The organism is Flavobacterium sp. KACC 22763, from assembly GCF_028736155.1.
Taxonomy (GTDB): Bacteria; Bacteroidota; Bacteroidia; order Flavobacteriales; family Flavobacteriaceae; genus Flavobacterium.
On record NZ_CP117879.1, the window covers coordinates 583,201 to 604,815 of the forward strand.

At 34.1% G+C, this 21,615-nt stretch carries 14 protein-coding genes; 6 read left to right on the forward strand and 8 right to left on the reverse strand.

Annotation, left to right across the window (positions count from 1 at the left end; genetic code table 11):
- Nucleotide 1: 1 nt before the first annotated feature.
- On the reverse strand, nt 2-2,449 hold the full coding sequence (gene thrA / locus PQ463_RS02615) for a bifunctional aspartate kinase/homoserine dehydrogenase I (RefSeq protein ID WP_274256185.1): 2,448 nt from the start codon (nt 2,447-2,449) through the stop codon (nt 2-4).
- Between the two features lie 647 nt (nt 2,450-3,096).
- Here thrA and hutH point away from each other — a divergent pair.
- The 4 genes from hutH (at nt 3,097) to PQ463_RS02635 (ending at nt 7,854) form a co-directional block, all read left to right on the forward strand.
- Nucleotides 3,097-4,611 carry a histidine ammonia-lyase gene (gene hutH, locus PQ463_RS02620; protein ID WP_274256186.1) on the forward strand — a complete coding sequence of 505 codons (1,515 nt, stop codon included), beginning with the start codon at nt 3,097-3,099 and terminating at the stop codon, nt 4,609-4,611.
- A 49-nt stretch (nt 4,612-4,660) separates the two neighbouring features.
- Nucleotides 4,661-5,305: a DUF47 domain-containing protein gene (locus PQ463_RS02625; protein WP_008462731.1), complete on the forward strand. Its 645-nt coding sequence runs from the start codon at nt 4,661-4,663 to the stop codon at nt 5,303-5,305.
- A gap of 30 nt (nt 5,306-5,335) precedes the next feature.
- Nucleotides 5,336-6,676, forward strand: a complete 1,341-nt coding sequence (locus PQ463_RS02630; RefSeq protein ID WP_274256187.1) for an inorganic phosphate transporter — start codon at nt 5,336-5,338, stop codon at nt 6,674-6,676.
- Between the two features lie 182 nt (nt 6,677-6,858).
- Complete coding sequence (locus PQ463_RS02635; protein WP_274256188.1) at nt 6,859-7,854, forward strand: WG repeat-containing protein; 996 nt, start codon at nt 6,859-6,861, stop codon at nt 7,852-7,854.
- A gap of 2 nt (nt 7,855-7,856) precedes the next feature.
- On the opposite strand, the gene PQ463_RS02640 is transcribed toward PQ463_RS02635, so the two are convergent.
- The 3 genes from PQ463_RS02640 to PQ463_RS02650 form a co-directional block, all read right to left on the reverse strand.
- The gene (locus PQ463_RS02640; protein ID WP_274256189.1) at nt 7,857-8,375 is read right to left on the reverse strand and encodes a DUF421 domain-containing protein; all 519 of its coding nucleotides are present in this window, start codon (nt 8,373-8,375) and stop codon (nt 7,857-7,859) included.
- Nucleotides 8,376-8,680: 305 nt separating this feature from the next.
- Nucleotides 8,681-10,048, reverse strand: coding sequence for a 30S ribosomal protein S6--L-glutamate ligase (gene rimK / locus PQ463_RS02645; protein ID WP_111424222.1), 1,368 nt, complete (start codon nt 10,046-10,048; stop codon nt 8,681-8,683).
- Between the two features lie 140 nt (nt 10,049-10,188).
- Nucleotides 10,189-12,735, reverse strand: coding sequence for an ATP-dependent Clp protease ATP-binding subunit (locus tag PQ463_RS02650; RefSeq protein ID WP_119789945.1), 2,547 nt, complete (start codon nt 12,733-12,735; stop codon nt 10,189-10,191).
- A gap of 258 nt (nt 12,736-12,993) precedes the next feature.
- Here PQ463_RS02650 and gyrA point away from each other — a divergent pair, with 258 nt between their 5' ends.
- Nucleotides 12,994-15,636, forward strand: a complete 2,643-nt coding sequence (gene gyrA / locus PQ463_RS02655; RefSeq protein WP_274256190.1) for a DNA gyrase subunit A — start codon at nt 12,994-12,996, stop codon at nt 15,634-15,636.
- Between the two features lie 36 nt (nt 15,637-15,672).
- Entirely contained in the window at nt 15,673-16,941 is a 1,269-nt protein-coding gene (locus PQ463_RS02660) for a tetratricopeptide repeat protein (protein WP_274256191.1), read from the forward strand.
- Between the two features lie 68 nt (nt 16,942-17,009).
- On the opposite strand, the gene PQ463_RS02665 is transcribed toward PQ463_RS02660, so the two are convergent.
- The 4 genes from PQ463_RS02665 to PQ463_RS02680 form a co-directional block, all read right to left on the reverse strand.
- Nucleotides 17,010-17,429, reverse strand: a complete 420-nt coding sequence (locus tag PQ463_RS02665; protein WP_274256192.1) for an OsmC family protein — start codon at nt 17,427-17,429, stop codon at nt 17,010-17,012.
- A gap of 395 nt (nt 17,430-17,824) precedes the next feature.
- Nucleotides 17,825-19,804: a DUF349 domain-containing protein gene (locus PQ463_RS02670; RefSeq protein WP_274256193.1), complete on the reverse strand. Its 1,980-nt coding sequence runs from the start codon at nt 19,802-19,804 to the stop codon at nt 17,825-17,827.
- Nucleotides 19,805-20,053: 249 nt separating this feature from the next.
- Nucleotides 20,054-20,806 (reverse strand): lipid A phosphoethanolamine transferase, encoded by a 753-nt coding sequence (locus tag PQ463_RS02675; protein ID WP_274256195.1) that lies wholly within the window; start codon nt 20,804-20,806, stop codon nt 20,054-20,056.
- 56 nt (nt 20,807-20,862) lie between these two features.
- Complete coding sequence (locus PQ463_RS02680; protein WP_111378469.1) at nt 20,863-21,615, reverse strand: shikimate dehydrogenase family protein; 753 nt, start codon at nt 21,613-21,615, stop codon at nt 20,863-20,865.

Sequence of the window (21,615 nt, forward strand, 5' to 3'; positions counted from 1 at the left end):
TTTACACGTTTCCTATTCTAATAACGTCTGCAAAAATCCCTGATGCTGTTACAGCAGCTCCTGCTCCGGCTCCTTTGATCAATAAAGGCTGATCTACGTAACGATCTGTGTAGAAAAGCACGATATTATCTTTTCCTTCTAAATTGTAGAAAGGATGATCTTTTGGAATGAATTGCAGACCAACGCTTGCTTTTCCGTTTTCGAATTGCGCTACGTATTTCAATCTTGAATCTTTGGCTAAAGCTTCTTTGTAAATGCCATCAAAATGAGATGCATGTTTGATTAACGAAGCAAAGAAATCTTCGTTGTTTGTTGTTGCTAAACATTCTGCAGGCAGGAACGATTCGTTTGCAATGGCGTCGATGTCCATTTCGTAACCGCTTTCACGAATTAAAATCAGGATTTTACGCGCAACGTCGATTCCGCTTAAGTCGATTTTTGGATCTGGTTCTGTGAAACCTTGAACCCCAGCTTCTTTGACCACATCGTGGAAAGAGTTATTTTCGTCAAAATTGTTGAAAATAAAGTTCAAACTTCCAGATAAAACCGCCTGAATTTTATGCACTTTATCTCCAGATGCAATCAGATTTTTTACAGTATCAATAATTGGCAATCCCGCACCAACATTTGTTTCAAATAAGAAAGGAGCGTTGTATTGGCGAGATAAGCTTTTTAATTTTTTATAATTGTCGTAGGCAGAAGAACAAGCAATTTTATTACAAGTTACAACCGCAATACTTTCTTTTAAGAATTTCTCGTAAGCTTCAGAAACCGTTGCATTTGCAGTGATGTCTACGAAAATACTGTTACGTAAATTCAGTTCTTCGGCACGTTTGATGAATCCGTCTATACTTGCCGGTTCACCTTCTGCTAAAACGGCATCCCAATTTTTTAAAGAAATTCCGTCTTCATCAAAAATCATTTTTCTTGAGTTTGACAAAGCAATTACGCGAACGTTGATCTTTAAATTATCTTTTAAGAACTTTCTTTGGTTATGAATCTGCTCGATGAATTTTTCACCCACATTTCCAACTCCCATTACAAATAGGTTCAGCTGTTTTGTGTTTTCTTCGAAGAAATTCTCGTGCAAAGTATTCAATGCTTTTTTAACGTCTCTTTCGTTAATTACAGTTGAAATATTTCTTTCAGAAGCACCTTGCGCAATGGCACGAATGTTTACGTTGTTTTTTCCTAAAGTGCTGAACATTCTTCCGCTTAAACCTTGGTGATTTTTCATGTTTTCACCCACTAGAGCAATAATGCAAAGGTCTTTTTCTACATAACAAGGATCGATTTTGTTCTGTGAAATTTCGATTTCAAAAGCGCTGTTAATCGCAGCTTCGGCATTATCAGCATCAGAATTCAGAATTCCGATACAAATTGAATGCTCAGAAGAAGCTTGCGTAATAAAAATCACGTTGATTTTTTCCTGAGATAATACTTCGAATAATCTTCTTGATGAACCTGCAACTCCAATCATTCCTGGACCTTCAAGAGTTACAAGCGAAATATGATCAATATGGCTAATTCCTTTTACAACAGTATCTTTTGATGAAACCTGATTCGAAATTAAAGTCCCTTCAGCTTCTGGCTCAAAAGTATTTTTGATTAAAATTGGAATGTTTTTTCTTAAAACTGGCTGAATTGTTGGTGGATACAATACTTTTGCTCCAAAATGCGACAATTCCATCGCTTCTTGATAAGAGATATTCGCAATTGGCTGTGCTTGTTTAACGATTTTTGGGTTTGCAGTAAACATTCCGTTTACGTCAGTCCAGATTTCCAATTGTTCAGCATTGATTGCTCCAGCGATAATAGCTGCAGTATAATCTGAACCTCCGCGTCCTAAAGTCGAAGTGATTCCGTCAAGAGTCTGCGCTATAAAACCAGGCATGATATTGATTTTTGCTTCATTTGAACCAAAATATTCCTGAATTAATTTATTTGAAACTTCGAAGTTAACCACTGCTTTTCCGAAGTTATTATCTGTTTTAATTAATTCGCGACTGTCTTTGTAAACTGCATCTTTACTGATTTGCTCATAGGCTTTAGCAATAATGAATGAAGAAAGCAATTCACCAAAACTTAAAATAGTATCGGCAGTTCTTGGAGATAATTCGCCAAGCAAGAAACAGCCGTCTAATAAAGTTTCTAAATGGTTGATGATTCTTTTTACATGACTCAGCAAACTGCTTTGCTCGCTTACCGGAATAAGTTCTTTAAGTGTGTCAAGGTGTTTTTTCTCGATTTCAGCCACAACTTCTCTAAAGCTTTCGTCGTTTGCTGCGGCTTTTGCGGCTGCTAATTGCAGTAAATCTGTCACTTTGCTTAGTGCTGAAACTACAACAACGAGTTGATCCTGTTTTGCTTTTTGGTTTACAATGTCGAGAACGAGTTTTATATTTTGAGCATTGGCAACCGAAGTTCCGCCAAATTTTAATACTTTCATTTTATGTGATATTTTTTAATAAGGTGCAAAGGTTTTGAGTGACAAAGGTTCAAAGGTTATCAACTGTGAACTGAAACTGAAAACTGCGACTTTTTTTTCTTTGTAAATGTTTTTTATGTATCCAATAACTTTCTTCTTTCAAGAAAAAAGTATAGGTAACCTAGGATTATATGTAAAAATGTATACCCCTAAGGGGTAGTAGTTGTTGTAGTAGTAATAATGGTAGCAGCAATCGCAACTCCTGTTTGAGTTGTAATAATTGTAGATTGATATTTTATGCTGTTACTTTTCATTTTTGATTTTTCAAAAGTACAGCTTTTTGCAAGAGTTAAAAACCCGAAAAGCTTTTTTACGAATATTTTAATAATTCAAATCTCTATAAATCAATATTGAGTATTTGTTAAAATTGAATATGTTAAATTGATGTTTTGGCATATTTTGAACAGCAATTTTTATAGATTGAACCTTTGCAATGGATTGATGTCGAGCTTAAAAAGACATGAAAAACGGGTAAAAATGAGATATTTTGATTTGAATGGCGATTTAAAGTATGTTAAGAGCTTTTATAGAAATCTTAATTATTGTGATAAAATGTTGCTTTTTAATATTGATTTGTTGAATTTTGGCGTTTAAAATTTACAATCATCATGAGAGAGATCCATTATATAAGTTCGGAAACGATTACTTTAGAAACATTACAAGAAATTTTAAGCCAAAATAAAATACTTGAATTATCTGAAGAAGCTAAAGTAAATGTTCAGAAATGCCGCGATTATTTAGATAAGAAAATGGCATCGCATACGGCACCAATTTACGGTATCAATACAGGTTTCGGGTCTTTATATAGTGTGAAAATCTCTAATGAGAATTTATCTAAGCTTCAAGAAAACTTAGTAAAATCGCACTCTTGCGGAACTGGCGAGGAAGTTCCTGCTGAAATTGTAAAAATGATGCTGTTGCTTAAAATCCAATCTTTAAGTTATGGACATTCAGGAGTTCAATTGATCACTTTACAGCGTTTGGTTGACTTTTACAATAATGATATTCTTCCAATAATATATACTCAAGGTTCGCTTGGAGCTTCTGGAGATTTAGCGCCGCTGGCACATTTATCTTTGCCTTTAATTGGAGAAGGAGTTGTATTGTTTGAAGGTAAAAAAGTGGCTTCTGCTGAAATTTTGAAGCAGTTTAATTGGGAACCAATCGTTTTACAGTCAAAAGAAGGTTTGGCTTTATTGAATGGAACTCAGTTTATGAGTGCTTACGGAGCTCATATTTTAATTAAAGCTTATAAATATTCGTATTTGGCAGATTTAATCGGAACCATTTCTCTAGAAGGTTTTGATGGAAGAATTGAGCCATTCAACGAATTGATACATTATATACGTCCGCATAAAGGACAAATCGTAACGGCGCAGAGAATTACCGAATTCTTGGACGGAAGCGAAATTATTGCTCAAGAAAAGAAACACGTTCAAGATCCTTATTCTTTCCGTTGTATGCCGCAGGTTCACGGCGCTTCAAAAGATGCGATTGATTATGTTCGAAAAGTATTCAAAACAGAAATCAATTCTGTAACCGATAATCCTAATATATTTATAGAAGCCGATCAGATTATTTCTGGTGGAAATTTCCATGGACAGCCTTTAGCATTAGCTTTAGACTTTATGGCAATTGCTTTGGCAGAATTAGGAAGCATTTCTGAAAGAAGAACGTATCAGTTGATTTCTGGTTTGCGTAATCTTCCTGCATTTTTGGTAGATAATCCAGGATTGAATTCAGGTTTCATGATTCCGCAATATACTGCAGCAAGTATTGCAAGTCAGAACAAACAATTGGCAACTCCAGCGAGTATCGATAGCATTGTTTCAAGCAACGGACAAGAAGATCACGTGAGTATGGGAGCAAACGGAGCAACAAAAGCCTTACGTATTTTAGATAATTTAGAGCGCATTTTGGCTATCGAATTATTGAATGCTTCTCAGGCGATTGCTTACAGAGAGCCTCTAAAATCAAGTGATTTTATCGAAATGTTCTTAAGCAGCTATAGAGAAGTTGTGCCTTTGGTAAAAGAAGATAGAATCTTACATAATGACATAGAAAACACGGTTTTATTCCTTTCGAGTTTTCAAATTGAAAACGATTTGTTAACAATGGCTTAACACAGGAACGTGTTATTGAAGGTAATTTTGCACTATCAAAAATAAAACAATGTCAATAAACAGTATTTTCCAATTTTTAGTGCCGAAAGACAAGAAATTCTTTCCACTTTTTGAAGAGGCTTCTAGCAATTTAATTGAATTAGCTTCTAACTTACACGAAGCTGTAAATTTACCATTAAAAGAAAGAGAGATTCTTTTTCAAAAGATTGACGAATTAGAACAAAAAGGAGAAGACATTACTCGTCAGACTAACTTAGAGTTAAGCAGAAATTTTATTACTCCGTTTGACAGAGAAGATATTCATACGTTAATTACTTCAATTGATAACGTTGCAGATTACCTTCACGGTGCATCTAGCCGTATGAGATTGTATCAAGTTGATAAGATTACAAAATCTATCAGAAAGATGACAGAAATCAACCTTGAAGCTTGTCAAAACATCGACAGTGCAGTAAAAGAGTTGAGAAACTTACAAAACTTTAAAGTTATTAAAGATGCGTGTGCTAGAATTAACAAACTAGAAAACAAATCTGATAACGTTTATAACAAAGCAGTTTTTGAAATTTTTGAAAACGAAACAGACGCTAAAAATATTATTAAATATAAAGAAGTGTTATCTGTTTTAGAATCAGCAACAGACAAATGTAAGAGTGTTGCGAACATACTAGAATCTATTTCTGTAAAACATTCTTAATTCAATCTTTCAATCTGAAGTTATAATCTTATGACTATACTTATATTAATTATAGTACTTGCCTTAATTTTTGATTACATCAATGGTTTTCATGATGCGGCAAATGCTATAGCGACTGTTGTTGCAACAAAGGTTTTGACACCTTTTCAGGCGGTAGTCTGGGCAGCATTTTTTAACTTTCTAGCGTATTGGGTTTTCGGATTTGGTGTTGCAGATACTGTTGCTAAAACAGCGCATACCATGGAAATTAACCTAGTCGTAATTTTGGCTGGAGTTATCGCTGCAATCTGTTGGAATCTATTGACTTGGTGGTTAGGAATTCCTTCAAGTTCTTCGCATACACTTATTGGAGGTTTTGCTGGAGCTGCAGTAGCGCATGCTATCGCTGTACACGGCTTCTCTGGTTATGTTGGAGAAGATGGAGCAACTCACTACTGGTATGAAATTGTAAGCTGGTATAAGGCTGGTAAAGATGGTGGAATGCCTTCGGGGGTTCTTATTATCATTGCATTTATCGTTTTAGCACCATTAATTGGAGCGCTTGCTTCTTATTTAATTTCGATTTGGCTTCTAAATGCTTCTCGTAAAACAATTGGGCCTAAAATCTTTACTGTAGCTTTAATGATTGCTACTATTGTTTTTGTGTATTATCAAATGGTTTCTTATGAAGAAATTCTAGAACACGGAAAACCTCGTTTTGAGTCTCATTTCTGGAGTGTAGTATTCGATTCTCACAATATTAAATGGTTCTTAGTTGCATTCATTATCTTAACTGTAAGTGGATTTTGTTTAATATTCAGTAGTTTAAATCTTCATCAGGCAGATGCTGCTTTAAAGAAAATGCAGTTATTATCTTCTGCGGCATTTAGTTTAGGTCACGGAGGAAACGATTCTCAAAAAGTAATGGGTATCATTGCTGCTGCTGTAGCGGTTTATATCAATACAAACCCAGGAGTTCACATGGATGCTTGGTTAGATGTTGTCCTTCCAAACGATGATGCAGGTATTAAAGGTGTAATGCCAAGCTGGATTCCGTTAGCGTGTTATTCTGCTATTGCTGCAGGAACTTTAAGTGGTGGATGGAAAATTGTGAAAACAATGGGTTCTAAAATCACTAAAGTAAGCTCGTTTGAAGGTGTTGCTGCTGAAACTGCAGGAGCTTTGACACTTTACTTTACAGAGCACTTAAAAATTCCAGTAAGTACAACGCATACGATTACAGGATCTATTATTGGAGTTGGATTAACAAAACGTGTTTCTGCCGTTAGATGGGGAGTTACAGTAAGTTTAATCTGGGCTTGGATCTTAACTATTCCAATTTCAGCTTTATTAGCAGGTTTGGTTTATTTTATTCTAAGCGTCTTTATTTAATAAAATGATTATTGTGAAATGTGAAAAGTAAATCACATTTTGTTAATATAGAAAACCGATTTCAAATCTGAAATCGGTTTTTTTTGTTTTAATTTGTTTTAAAGTAAAAGTATAAAAGCTTTTAGAGGCTATAGGAATAGCCGATTTTGCAGACTTTTGTAAATAGTTTAATATTTAAAATAATGAAGAGAATAATTGTATTGGTTTTAATGCTGATTGTAAAAACTGGTTTTGCTCAATCAAAAGAAAAAGCTTTTAAATATGGCTTTGTCGATCAGACAGGAAAAGAAATAGTTCCTTGTAAATATGACGGTATTAGTGCATTTGAAAGTGGTTTTGCAGTCGTACAATTAAAAGGCAAAAGCGGTGTAGTGGATAAAACCGGAAAAGAAGTTATTCGTTGTGCTTATGATGAAATAGTAAACAAACAGAATTGGATAGTAGTAAGCAATAAAAATGCTAAAGCCCAATATTTAATTAAATCTTCCGATGTGTTGTTGACTAAAAAATACGATGATGCAAAAACTTTATCGCCTGAAATAACGGCTGTAAAATTGAATAATAAATGGGGTTTTATAGATGTAGTAGGAGAAGAGATAACTCCGAAATATGACGAAATAATTGACTTTGCAGATCGATTTGCTGTTGTGAAACTAAATGGCAAATTTGGTATTGTAGATCAGATTGGGAAAGAGGTTGTTCCTCCAATTTATGATCATGTTCAGAATTTTAAGGAAGGTTTTGCAACTGTAGAACAGAATAATAAGTTTGGGGTGATTAGTGAGGAAGGGAAAATTGTAGTTCCTATAAAGTACGATATGAATTTTTATTTTAAAGATAATGCGTCAATTGTAAAACAGGAAAACAAGTATGGCGTTTTGGATAATGATGGGAAAGAAATCGTGCCAGTAAAATATGATTTTATGGTTTTGAATGATGAATTAATTCAAGTGAAATCAGGTTATAAATACGGATTGATTGATAAAACAGGAAAAGAAATCACTTCTATAAAATATGATTTGATTGAATCTTTTAAAGATGGAATTGCTGTAGTGAAATTGGACGGAAAATACGGTTTTGTAGACAAAGAAGGAAAAGAAATTGTAGCTCCGAAATATGAAAAAGCAGATGATTTTAAAGATGGTTTAGGCGCGGTTAGAATTCAAGTCGGGAAGTAAAATCAAAGTTTTTGAAGATTTTTATGATTGTGTTTTCGTTTGTAGTGTGTTTGTTTAAGATGTTTTTGATCTTTCGAAATTATACTTATAGTTCCGTCAATTTCAAGCATGGCAAGTTTAATATCTGTGAGATGTTCTAAACCGTGCTCGCGCGCTGCTTCTTTTAATTCTTCGTGCGAAACATCCAATCTGCTTAATGTTTTAAAATCTAATATGCCATCGTAAATTAAGATTTCAGGTTTGTCAAGTAGCAAATCGCCAAGAGTTTTGAATCTTTTTGTTAGTTTTTTGACGGCAAAATTAATTGAAAACAAAACCAAAGCGGCGATTAATCCTCCAATTAAACTGGTGTCGGGACCAACCATTGCATTTTGGACAGAGTTGCTGATTAATAAAATGAGAATAATATCGGCAGTATTTAATTGAGAAAGTTCTTTTTTGCCGAATATTCGTAAAGCAATTGTCATGAAGAAATAGACGGCAACACTTCGTATGATTATATCTAAATACGGAAAAGTCATTTTTTTTATTTTAAAGTTAAATAAAAAAGCTTTGCCAAAGTTTTAAACCAGAGACTAAGGAACTTTAATGTTACACAAATTAACCATAATCATTGTCATTTCGACGAAGGAGAAATCTCCGCAAGTAACTCCGTATCGAAAGGCCAATCTTTGTCGAGCTTCTAACGGAGATTTCTCCTTCGTCGAAATGACAAAAATGCGGAAATTTATGATTTATTTTTTATGAAAGTTTCTTAGATCCTTGGCTCTAACCTTCGACAAAGCTGCTAAATTATTTATGTGATATTAAGTTTAAATGAACTTAATTATAGTTTAAAATTCTTCTCAATTGCTCTAATCATTTCTCCTGCCACATCTTTATTTGTTGCACCTTCAATTCCTTCAAGACCTGGAGAAGAGTTTACTTCTAGTAATAATGGGCCTTTAGAAGAACGAATAATATCAACTCCAGCTACTTTTAAGTCCATAGCTTTTGCCGCTTTTATAGCGATCTTTTTCTCTTCGGCTGTAACTTTGATTACAGATGCCGTTCCGCCAAGGTGAATGTTTGCTCTAAATTCGCCTGGCATAGCTTCACGCTGAATAGCTGCAACCACTTTTCCGTCGATTACAAAACAGCGAATGTCTTTTCCGTTTGCTTCTTTGATGAATTCTTGAACTAAAATGTTGGCATTTAAACTTTTGAAAGCATTAATAACACTTTCTGCCGCTTTTTTGGTTTCAGCCAAAACAACCCCTTTTCCTTGTGTTCCTTCCAATAATTTTACAATTAAAGGCGAACCGCCAACCATTTTGATAAGGTTGTCTGTATCAAGTGGAGAATTGGCAAACCCTGTAGTTGGTATATCAATTCCGCTGTTCAATAATAATTGTAAAGAATATAGTTTGTCTCGAGATTGAGTTATGGCTGTAGCTGAATTTAGTACAAAAACTTTTAAAGCTTCAAACTGACGTGTCAAAGCGCAGCCATAAAAAGTTATGCTTGGACGAATTCTCGGAATAATAGCATCAAACTCGTTTAAGATTTTTCCGCCTCTATAATGAATTTCAGGTTTTTTAGCGTCCAGTTTCATGTAGCATTCCTTAATATTTAAGAAATGCATTTCGTGCCCGCGCATTTCGCCAGCTTCCATGATTCTTTTGTTGCTATATAATTCTGGATTGCTGGCTAAAAGGCCAATTCGCAAACCTGTTTTTGCTTTTTCAGAATTTTGGTATAATTCTTTTAGAGATTCCGCTGTAGGCTGTCCTAAAAGATATTTTTGTTCAGGATCAACTAAAACCCTTCCACTCATGGCTTCGCGCCCTAAAAGCATTCTAAATCCCATAGAATCACGATTAGTCAGAGTCATTTCGATTGGCCATTTGGCATCGCCAATTTTTAAGCTGGTTTGGATTACATAACGATGTTCTCTAAATCCGCTTGAACTTTTTACAATTCGCTTGTCAACCAAAGGTGCTTCACAATGAATAATGGTTTTGATATTATTCTGAATCGGATTAATGTCGAATTTAACCCAATTAGCATCATTTTTTATAAAAGGCGCTATGTTTAAAGCGTGCATTGCCGAAGTTTTGGCACCAGAATCTACACGAGCTTTAATTGTCGGGATTCCTAGTTCTGGAAATGAGCACCATTCTTCGCTGCCTAAAATGACTTTGTTTTGAAGCATATTTTGTTTTTTATTATAGAATTTAAATTCAAAAATAGCTATTTGCTTTTACTAAAGATAGTGATTTTTAATAAAAAAAATACCCGTTATGTTATGAAAACGTAACGGGCATATTATGAATGTTATAAATTTTGACTAATTTATTGATTCGTCGGCTCTTCGGCTTTATGAATTTCTACTGATAATTCTTGTGAATCATCTTTTAAGTCCATCATGATTTCATCGCCAGAATGAATTTTTGAAGTGATGATTTCTTCGGCTAACAAATCTTCAACATATTTCTGAATTGCTCTTTTTAGCGGTCTAGCTCCAAACTGTTTGTCAAAACCTTTTTCGGCAATAAACGCTTTTGCTTTGTCTGTTAAGCTTAATTTGTAGCCTAACTCTGCAATACGAGAATATAGTTTTTTCAATTCGATTTCGATAATCAAATCAATATCAGCTTTTTCTAATGCGTTAAATACAATTACGTCATCAATTCTGTTTAAGAACTCAGGAGCAAAAGTTTTCTTCAATGCATTTTCGATGATGCTTTTCGAATTTTCATCGGCTTGCGCTGTTCTTGCGGCAGTTCCGAATCCAACACCTTGTCCGAAATCTTTCAACTGACGTGCACCAACGTTAGAGGTCATGATAATGATAGTATTTTTGAAGTCAATTTTACGACCTAAACTATCTGTCAAATATCCGTCATCTAAAACTTGAAGCATCATGTTGAATACATCTGGATGCGCTTTTTCGATCTCATCTAAAAGAACCACACAGTAAGGTTTTCTGCGAACTTTCTCAGTCAATTGACCACCTTCTTCGTAACCAACATATCCTGGAGGCGCTCCAACTAAACGAGAAATAGCAAATTTCTCCATGTACTCGCTCATATCAATACGAACTAAAGCATCTTCAGAATCAAATAATTCTTTTGCTAAAACTTTAGCCAATTGCGTTTTACCAACCCCAGTCTGACCTAAGAAAATGAATGAACCAATTGGTTTGTTCGGATCTTTAAGTCCAGCTCTGTTACGTTGAATAGAACGAGCAATTTTAAGAACTGCTTCATTTTGACCGATTACTTTATTCTGAATCAATTCAGGTAATTGAGCCAATTTGTTGCTTTCTGTTTGTGCAATTCTGTTTACAGGGATTCCTGTCATCATAGAAACAACATCGGCTACATTATCTTCTGTAACTTCAATTCGGTTGTTTTTAGAATCCTCTTCCCATTGTTCTTGCGCTAAAGCAAGATCTTTTTCGATACGTTTTTCATCATCGCGAAGTTTGGCTGCTTCTTCATATTTTTGTTTTTTAACAACCATATTTTTCATTTCGCGAACTTCTTCCAACTGACGTTCTAGATCCAAAATTTGTTTCGGAACATCAATGTTAGTAATGTGTACGCGAGAACCAGCTTCGTCCATTGCATCGATTGCTTTGTCTGGTAAGAAACGCTCAGACATATATCTGTTTGTTAGCTTAACGCAGGCCTCAATAGCTTCTGGAGTATATGTTACGTTGTGGTGATCTTCGTATTTGTCTTTTACGTTGTTCAAAATCGCAATCGTTTCTTCAACAGAAGTTGGTTCAACGATTACTTTCTGGAAACGTCTTTCTAAAGCGCCATCTTTTTCAATATATTGTCTGTACTCGTCAAGAGTAGTAGCGCCAATACATTGGATTTCACCTCTAGCTAATGCAGGTTTGAACATGTTTGAAGCATCAAGCGAACCTGTTGCTCCACCAGCTCCCACAATAGTATGGATCTCATCAATGAAAAGAATAATATCATCGTTTTTCTCAAGCTCGTTCATTACGGCTTTCATTCTTTCTTCAAATTGTCCTCTGTATTTAGTTCCCGCAACTAAGCTTGCAAGATCAAGAGTAACAACACGTTTATGGAAAAGAATACGGGACACTTTCTTTTGGATGATGCGTAGAGCAAGTCCTTCTGCAATAGCAGATTTACCAACTCCAGGTTCTCCAATAAGAAGTGGATTGTTCTTTTTTCTACGGCTTAAAATTTGCGATACACGCTCAATTTCTTTTTCTCGTCCTACAACAGGGTCTAATTTTCCCTCTTCAGCCATTTCTGTTAAATCTCTCCCAAAATTATCTAAAACAGGAGTTTTTGATTTTTTGTTTGACTTATTGGCGGGATTATTAAAGCTGCTTTCTTTTAGACTGTCATCTTGTCCTGAATCGTCATTGTACGATTCGTTTCTTGGCAAGTTTTCTAAGAATTCTTCTTCGTTTGGAGTCATATTTAAGTACTGTTCTTTAGCTACGTCATAATCTATTTTTAGTTTATTCAGCAGCTTGGTTGTTGGATCGTTTTCGTTTCTCAAGATACATAACAGCAAATGTGCCGTGCTAATCGATGAACTTTGAAATACTTTTGCTTCAAGAAAAGTGGTCTTCAGGGCTCTTTCGGCCTGTCGGGTAAGATGAAGGTTTTTCTTTTCTGCATTTACTTCAACGCTCAGGTTGGCAGGGCTCAGTATTTCTACTTTTCTGCGTAAATGATCTAAATCGACAGCTAGGTTATTAAGTATATGAATAGCTTTTCCGTTACCATCTCTTAAAATACCTAGCATAAGATGTTCTGTACCAATAAAGTCGTGCCCTAGACGTAGAGCTTCCTCCTTACTGTACGTAATAACATCTTTTACTCTTGGTGAAAAATTATCATCCATAATATATAATTGGTATTGTAAATTTAGTGAATTACAGTTTTAAAAACAAAAACCGTACCCTTCGAAATCTCCTGTCAGCTAATAGACGAAAAAATAGACAATAAAAGCGTTAAAAAACGTTTAATTTATTAACTAAAACCAAAAATAAAGTTGTTAATAAATCATTTAAATAAGTGTAAGGAAATAGCTGAAAAAATTTTAAAAAAACGTATCTTGGCACGCTTTGAAAACTAATATAATTATTTAATATAACAACTTATGTCTGAAGGAGAAAAGTTAATTCCTATTAACATAGAGGATGAAATGAAGTCAGCTTACATCGATTATTCGATGTCAGTAATTGTATCGAGAGCACTTCCTGATGTTAGAGATGGCTTGAAACCAGTGCATCGAAGAGTTCTTTACGGAATGTATGATTTAGGTGTAACATCAAGATCTGCCCACAAAAAGTCTGCGAGAATTGTAGGGGAGGTTCTGGGTAAGTATCACCCGCACGGTGATACCTCTGTTTATGACGCAATGGTGCGTATGGCGCAGGAATGGAGTATGCGTTATTTATTAGTTGACGGACAAGGTAATTTTGGTTCTGTCGATGGAGACAGTCCTGCAGCAATGCGTTATACTGAGGCCAGAATGCGCAAAATTTCTGAAGAGATTATGGCAGATATCGAAAAAGAAACAGTTGATTTTCAATTGAACTTTGACGATACCATATATGAGCCAAAAGTAATGCCAACAAGAGTTCCTACTTTATTAGTAAATGGAGCAACTGGTATTGCAGTTGGTATGGCAACTAATATGCCGCCACACAATTTAACTGAAGTTATCAATGGTACTTTGGCGTATCTTGATAATAACGATATTGAAGTAGATGAGTTAATGACTCATATTAAAGCTCCAGATTTCCCTACTGGAGGTATTATTTATGGTTATGAAGGTGTTCGCGAAGCTTTTAAAACGGGTAGAGGGCGTATTGTAATGCGTGCTAAAGTTGGTTTTGAAGAAGTTGACGGAAGAGAATGTATCATCGTTACTGAGATTCCATATCAAGTTAACAAAGCCGAAATGATTAAACGTACGGCTGATTTAGTTAACGAGAAAAAAATCGAAGGTATTGCCAATATCCGTGACGAGTCGGATAGAAGCGGTATGCGTATCGTTTATATCTTAAAACGTGATGCTACGCCAAACGTAGTTTTAAATACTTTATACAAATACACTCAATTACAATCTTCTTTTAGTGTAAATAACATTGCATTAGTAAAAGGACGTCCTCAATTATTGAATCTAAAAGATATGATTCATTACTTTATTGAGCACCGTCATGATGTAGTAGTTAGAAGAACACAGTTTGAATTACGTAAGGCTGAAGAAAGAGCACATATTTTAGAAGGATTAATCATTGCTTCTGATAATATCGATGAAGTAATTGCGTTAATTAGAGGGTCTAAAAATACGGACGAAGCGAGAGAAAAATTAATCGAAAGATTTAAATTGTCAGATATTCAGGCTCGTGCAATTGTTGAGATGCGTTTACGTCAGTTAACAGGTCTGGAGCAAGATAAATTAAGAGCTGAGTTTGATGAGTTGATGAAGTTAATTGAGCATTTGAAAGCTTTACTTGCAGATGTAAATTTAAGAATCGATTTAATCAAAGAAGAGCTTACAGAAATCCGTGATAAATATGGTGATGACCGTCGTTCTCAAATTGAGTATTCTGGAGGAGATGTAAGTATTGAAGATTTAATTGCTGACGAGAATGTAGTAATTACTATTTCGCACGCAGGTTATATCAAACGTACAAACTTATCTGAGTACAAAACTCAAAACAGAGGTGGAGTTGGACAGAAGAGCGCTGGTACAAGAGATCAAGATTTCTTAGAGCACATGTTCGTGGCGACAAACCACCAATATATGATGTTCTTTACCCAAAAAGGAAAATGTTTCTGGATGCGTGTTTATGAAATCCCAGAAGGAAGCAAAACCGCAAAAGGTAGAGCAATTCAGAACTTAGTAAACATTGAAAGCGATGATAAAGTAAAAGCTTTCATTTGTACACAAGATTTAAAAGACAAAGATTATATCAATACGCATAATCTTGTAATGGTGACAAAACAAGGTCAGGTGAAGAAAACTTCTTTAGAGAAATATTCTAAACCAAGAGCAAATGGAGTTGCGGCTATTACAATTAAAGAAGGAGATGAGTTACTTGGTGCTCAGTTAACAAACGGAGAGAGCCAAATTATCTTAGCGGTTAAATCTGGTAAATTAGTTCGTTTTGAAGAAACTAAAACACGTCCGATGGGAAGAACAGCTTCTGGAGTTCGTGGAATTACGCTGAAAGATGAAACTGATGAAGTAATCGGAATGGTTACAGTGGATAAAAATGATATTACTGAATCTCAAATCTTAGTTGTAACTGAAAATGGATACGGAAAACGTACTAAATTGGTTGACGAAGATGGAGAAGATGTTTATAGAATTACAAACCGTGGAGGTAAAGGGGTTAAAACGCTTAACATCACGGAGAAAACAGGTAAACTGATTTCTATTAATGCGGTAACAGATGCAGATGATTTAATGATTATCAACAAATCTGGATTAACCATCAGAATGGCGATCGAGGATTTACGTGTTATGGGACGTGCTACTCAAGGTGTTAGATTGATTAACCTTAAAGGTAAAGATTCTATCGCTGCTGTAACTACGGTAATGAAAGACGATGCTGAAGAAGTTATTGTTGATGAAGACGGTAATGTTATCGAAACTGCAATTGAAAGAGTTAAGCCAGATCTAGAAGTTCTTGAAGATGACGGATCTGTAGAAGAGGACGAAGACTCTGATGATGAAGTAGAAGAGGAAGACGATGCTGAAGGAGAAGATGAAGAGTCTGAAGAATAAGTAAAAACAAAAAATTAAATACAAACAAATATCATTATGAAAAGTAAATATGTAATACTTGCATCAGCATTACTGATCTCTGTAGCTACGTTTGCTCAAAAAGATCAAATTAAAAATGCTGAAAAAGCATTAAAGGGTGGAGATGCGCAAGGTGCTCTTGCTCAATTAAAAGATGCAGAGAATTTAATTGTAAATGCTAAAGATACTGAGCAGGCTCAATATTATTTCGTTCAAGGAAATGCTTTTCTTGAACTTGCAAACAAAAAAGTTGAGGAAGGTAAAAACTTGTTAGCAGCAGCAGATAGCTACAAAAAATTAATTGATGTTGAAAAAACTTCTGGAAAGCAAAAATATTCAACACAAGCAGCTGCATCAATTACTAATATTAAAGGATTATTGATCAATTCTGCAATTGCTGATACACAGGCAAACAAACATGTTGATGGTGCAAAGAAATTGTACCAAGCATATGAATTGGACAAAAAGGATACTATCAACTTGTATTATGCGGCTTCTACAGCTGTAAATTCACAAGATTATGACCTTGCTTTGCCAATGTATGAAGAGTTGAAAAAATTAAACTATTCAGGAAAAGGAACTTTGTACTTAGCTGCAAACAAAGCTAACGGAAACGAAGATAACTTTGCTAATGCTAAAGAAAGAGATTTAGCTGTTAAATTAGGAACTCACGAAAAACCTAAAACTGAAGCTATTCCTTCTAAAAGAGGTGAAATCTACAAAAACTTAGCATTAATCTTAGTGCAAAAAGGACGTACAGAAGATGCTAAAAAAGCAATTGCTGACGCTAGAAAAGCAAATCCAGATGATACTTCTTTAATTTTGACAGAAGCTAATTTGTATCTAGAGACTAAAGACTTCGATATGTACAAAAAATTAGTTAATGAGGCTTTAGAGAAAGATCCTAAAAATGCTGATTTAGTATTTAATTTAGGAGTAATTAGTGCTGGAGCTAAAAATACTGCTGACGCAGAAAAATATTACTTAAGAGCAATCGAAATCAACCCTGATTACACAAATGCTTACTTAAATCTTGCTGCTTTAAAATTAGAAGCTGAAAAGCCAATTATTGATGAAATGAATAAATTGGGAACTTCTGCTAAAGATATGAAACGTTACGATGTTTTAAAAGCGCAAAGAGAATCAGTTTTCAAAGGGGTAATTCCTTACCTTAAAAAAGCAAATGAATTAGATCCTAAAAACGAGGATGTTTCTAAAACATTATTAGGAGTTTACAATGCTCTTGAAATGACTGCAGAAGCAAAAGCTTTAAAAGCAAAAATGTAATTAGAGATTCTTATAAATAAAAAAACCATTCACACCGCGGTGAATGGTTTTTTTTATGTCTAATTTTTCTAGCTTAATAACTCAGCAGATAAAGTAATTGTTGTGTTTAGCAGTTTTGAAATCGGACAGATTTCTTTTGCTTTGGCAGCTGTTGCAGCAAATTGTTCAGCAGAAATTGAAGGAACTTTACCTTTTAAGTCTAAATGGATTAAAGTGATTGAACCGTCTTCAAAAGTTACTGTAGCTTCTGTAGTTAAATCATCGGCGGTAAAACCAGCTTCGTTAAGCAAAAAGCTTAATTGCATCGTAAAACAGCCAGAATGAGCCGCAGCAACCAATTCTTCTGGATTTGTGCCCACACCGTCAGCAAATCTTGTTTTAAAAGACAATTGTGCATTATCTAAAGTTGTGCTTTGTGTGCTGATTGTTCCTTTTCCTTCCATACCGGTTCCTTTCCAGTTGGCGTGTGCTTTTCTTGTAAATTTCATATTTTCCTTATTTAAAAATTAGTATTAAATGTTATTTGTTTGAGTGCTATTTAATAGTGGTAACTCAAATATAATCAATATTTTGCAGAATAATTTTATGAAATTTAATGAGATTGTTAAGTTTTAGTATTTTCGTTATGCTGATGTTTAACCGCAAAGCACACAATACTGATGGATATCGGGATACGCAAAGTTCGCAAAGTTTTTAAGTAAAGCTTCGTGAAACTTGCGTTTGTTAATACAATCTAATCAAAAAAAGCTTTGCGGGCTTTGTGGGTAAAAAAAGATGCCATGATTATTCGTCGCATCTTTTAAAGTGTAAAAAAAAAAATCCAAATTCCAATTAAGCATTGTTAATTGGAATTTGGAATTTAAAAAATTGGAATTTCTAGTATCTATTCTTGTCCCAAGTTTCGAAGTTGCTTCAATTTATCTTTCCATACATCAAGGCTTTCTTTGTGAATAGCAATGTTTTTGCGTACTTCTGTAACAATTGAATTCTCTTTTTTAGCATTTTTTGTATTCGTGAAGAACTGAATGTTGTTTTCTAACTGGAAAATTTCATTTTGAACTTCTTCAATTTTACGCATAATAAAGATCTTTTCATTGTCTAATTTACGTGTGTCATTACTGTCAGACAAAGAATCAAGACGATTGGCAAAACGCATCATTTCAGATTCTTTTTTGCTTAAGCTTAGTTTTTCGAAAAGAGCATCTAAGATTTTATTGAATTTCCCTTCAATATGTCTTCTAGAAAAAGGAACTTTTCCGAATCCTTTCCAAGTTTCAATATGAGCTTTAATTGCATCTAAATCTGTTTTATGATCTCCAGTTAATTGGAAAGCTCTTAAAACATCTAAGTAAGCTTTTTTATTGTCAAAAGCAGCTACCTCTTCACTGTTTTCTTCAGACTTGTGTTCTTTTAATTTGTCAAAATAATGGTTGCAGGCATCCTTAAATTCTTTCCAGATTTTGTCTGAATATTTTTTGGGAACGTGGCCAATTTGTTTCCATTCTTCCTGGATTTGTTTCATCACAGGAGTTGTAGCTTGAAAATCTGTGCTTTCCTGTAATTCTTTAGCTTTTGCAACAAGAGCCAGTTTCTTATTTAAATTATCGTTTTGATCTTTTTTAATGTCTTTATAAAACGAATTTTTGAAAGCATTGAAATTTCTAACCGCAGTTTTGAAAGTAGCCCAAGTTTCTTCATTAACTTCAGAAGGAACTTTTCCAGCAGCAAAAAACTCATTTCTTAGGTCTTCTACTTTTTGAATCTGAACAAGCCATTGTGAATGAGAGTTTACTTTTTCGCTTCCAAGAGCTTCAATTTTGGCAATAATTTCTTTTTTGGCTTCAAGATTTTTTTGCTCATTTGCTCTTTGGCTCTCAAATAAAAGTTCTCTCTTATCGTGTATTTTCTTAGTCAATTCACTAAATTGATTCCAGATCGCGTCACGGTGCTCTTTAGAAACAGGTCCGATTTCTTCTTTCCAGATTCTATGTAAATCCTGTAATTCACGGAAAGATTTACTTACATCAGCATCGTTTACCAATTCTTCGACGCGAGCTATAATTTTTTGTTTTAATTCTAAGTTATGTTTAAAATCTAAATCTCTAGCCTCACGGTCTAAATGAAGATAATCGTAGAAATTTTCTACATGGAAATGGTAATTATTCCAAACGTGGTTGTATTTGTCTTTCGGAATAGCTCCTGCATTTTTCCATCTTTCTCTTAATTCATTAAAATGCTTAAGAGTGTCCTTTATATTTTCCTGTGGATTAATTAGTTCCTTTAATTCTTCAACAATAGCCAGACGATTATCTAAATTGGTTTTTAAATTAGTCTGTAAATGTTTAAAATGAGCATTTCTTTTCTCTCTAAAAACATTATAATATTCGTCGAATTTTGATTTTAGAGGCAGATGATATTCAAACTCTTCGCTAGGATCCGGATTAGAAGCTAAAAATTCTTCTTTTTTCTCCTCTATAAGATGGTGATATTGTAACAGAAAAGCTTTTTTGATTTCTTCGATATGATCTTTTACAGACATTACCTTGTCTATATTCACCAGTTTTTTAAGTTCATCAACAAGAGCATCTAGAGAGAATGTATTATAATCCTGCATAGGAATGTCGTGACGCTCCTTTAGCGTTTCGTCTTCGCTTTCAGCAGCGTTCGAATTGGTAATAACATCTAATGCTTCTTGATGAGCATCACCTTGATTAGCTAATTTATTTTCAGTTTCTGGAACCAAATTTTCGGTCAGAGTTTCAGAATCTGAGGTTTCAATTGCATCATTTGCTATAGAATCATTTACTTCGATTCCAGTTTTTCCGTCTGCTTCATGCAGGTTATCATTCTTTTCTTCTAACATCTTAAAATGTATAAGGTTTTTATTCTAAACAGTGCGAAAGATAGTAAAGGTGTTTCTAAATACAAAATAAATCCTTTGTTTATACGCTAATTTACGGTGAAATTCTTATTGATTAATTCAATTTAGCAGTATGATATATTAATTTTTGTCATTTTAATTGATAAGATAGAAATAATATTTTTTGCGATTTTTCAATGAAAAAAGAAAATAATCGTAAAAAGTGAAGCCGAATCAATAGTTAGTTTTAAATCAAAACAAAACCAACAGTCCTACTTCCATTCCAAAATTATATGATTTTTCTCCGCCAAAAGCCACGCTAGGGTGTACATAAAATAAATTTGTTGGAGTGATTTTTCGTCCAAATTCCATAAAAGCATTATTCTGAAAACCATCCAAAACATAATTATATCTAAAACCTACATCGGTAGCAATCCAATTTTTACCAAAAAACCATAATAAGTTGTTTTCTAGCAATGTCACGCTTACATCGCTTCGATTGCTTGATCCTGCAAAACTCTGGGAATGTTCAACGGTCGCAAGCCATAAAAATTTCTTTTTATTGAAGTATTTTGCAAAGATACCAGCTGGAATTACTACCCATTTTCCTGTACCAAAACTTGGGTCTGCAGCAGAATTTGAGATAACACGGGTTCTAAGACCAATACCGCTGTTTTTTTTAAAATAAGGGATAAAACTAAGTCCAGCACCAACATCACCAAGTCCGGTTTGATTGATAGAATTGGAATTGGTTGAAATTAAAGGCAAATCAAATCTCAGATTCCAGGCTTTATTGCCAATTGGTTGTAAAACACGCAAATTTGTAGTATTATACGAGCCATTTTTAGTATCTAAGTATTCATTGTACAGTAGAATAGTCTGTAGAAAATAATGATATCGAGGTTCAGCAAAGGGACTATTGCTTCTGTCTATATCTTCATCTTGTGCTGTTGCAAGAAATGTAATAAGAAAAAAAATGCTAAAGTAAAGTAGTTGTTTTTTCATAAATGTCTGCAAATGAGTAGACTAATTTACGAAAATTACTTTAACATTTTAATTTTTTATTTGTTCCAGATTTTCCAAGCTTTTTCGGCTTGAAAAATAAGCATATCATGTCCGTTTTTAATAACAGCACCTTTTTCTTTCGCTTTTCGCAAGAAAGTGGTTTCTGCAGGATTATAGATTAAATCGTATGCGATATGTTTTTCTGTAAAGAATTCATAAGGTAAATTTGGACAAGCTTCAATATTCGGACTCGTTCCAACTGGTGTGCAATTAATTATAATTTGAAAATTATCAAAAGTTGTTGCATTAATCAAATCATAATCAATAATGTTTTCCTTTGCTTCTCTAGAAACAAAAGTGTACGGAATATCCAATTCGTCCAAAGCAAAAGCAACACCTTTAGAAGCGCCTCCTGTTCCTAAAATAAGGGCTTTTTTATGATGAGGCTCTAATAATGGTTTTAAAGACTTCTTAAATCCGTAATAATCTGTGTTGTAGCCTTTTAGTTTACCGCTTTTAGTAAATTTAATTGTATTGACAGCGCCAATTAGAGCGGCTTTTTTTGATAATTTATCTAAGAAAGGAATAACTTGTTCTTTGTACGGAATGGTAACATTTAATCCCTTTAAATCAGGATTATTTTTAATTAATTCTGTGAAGTAATTAATCTCAGAAATGTCAAAATTCTCATAGCTGTTGCCAGCAAAAACTTCATTATTAAATTTTTCTGTAAAATAACCTTTTGAAAAAGAGTAGCTTATGTTGCGTCCTAATAATCCAAAACGTCTTCTTAATAAAATATCAACCAT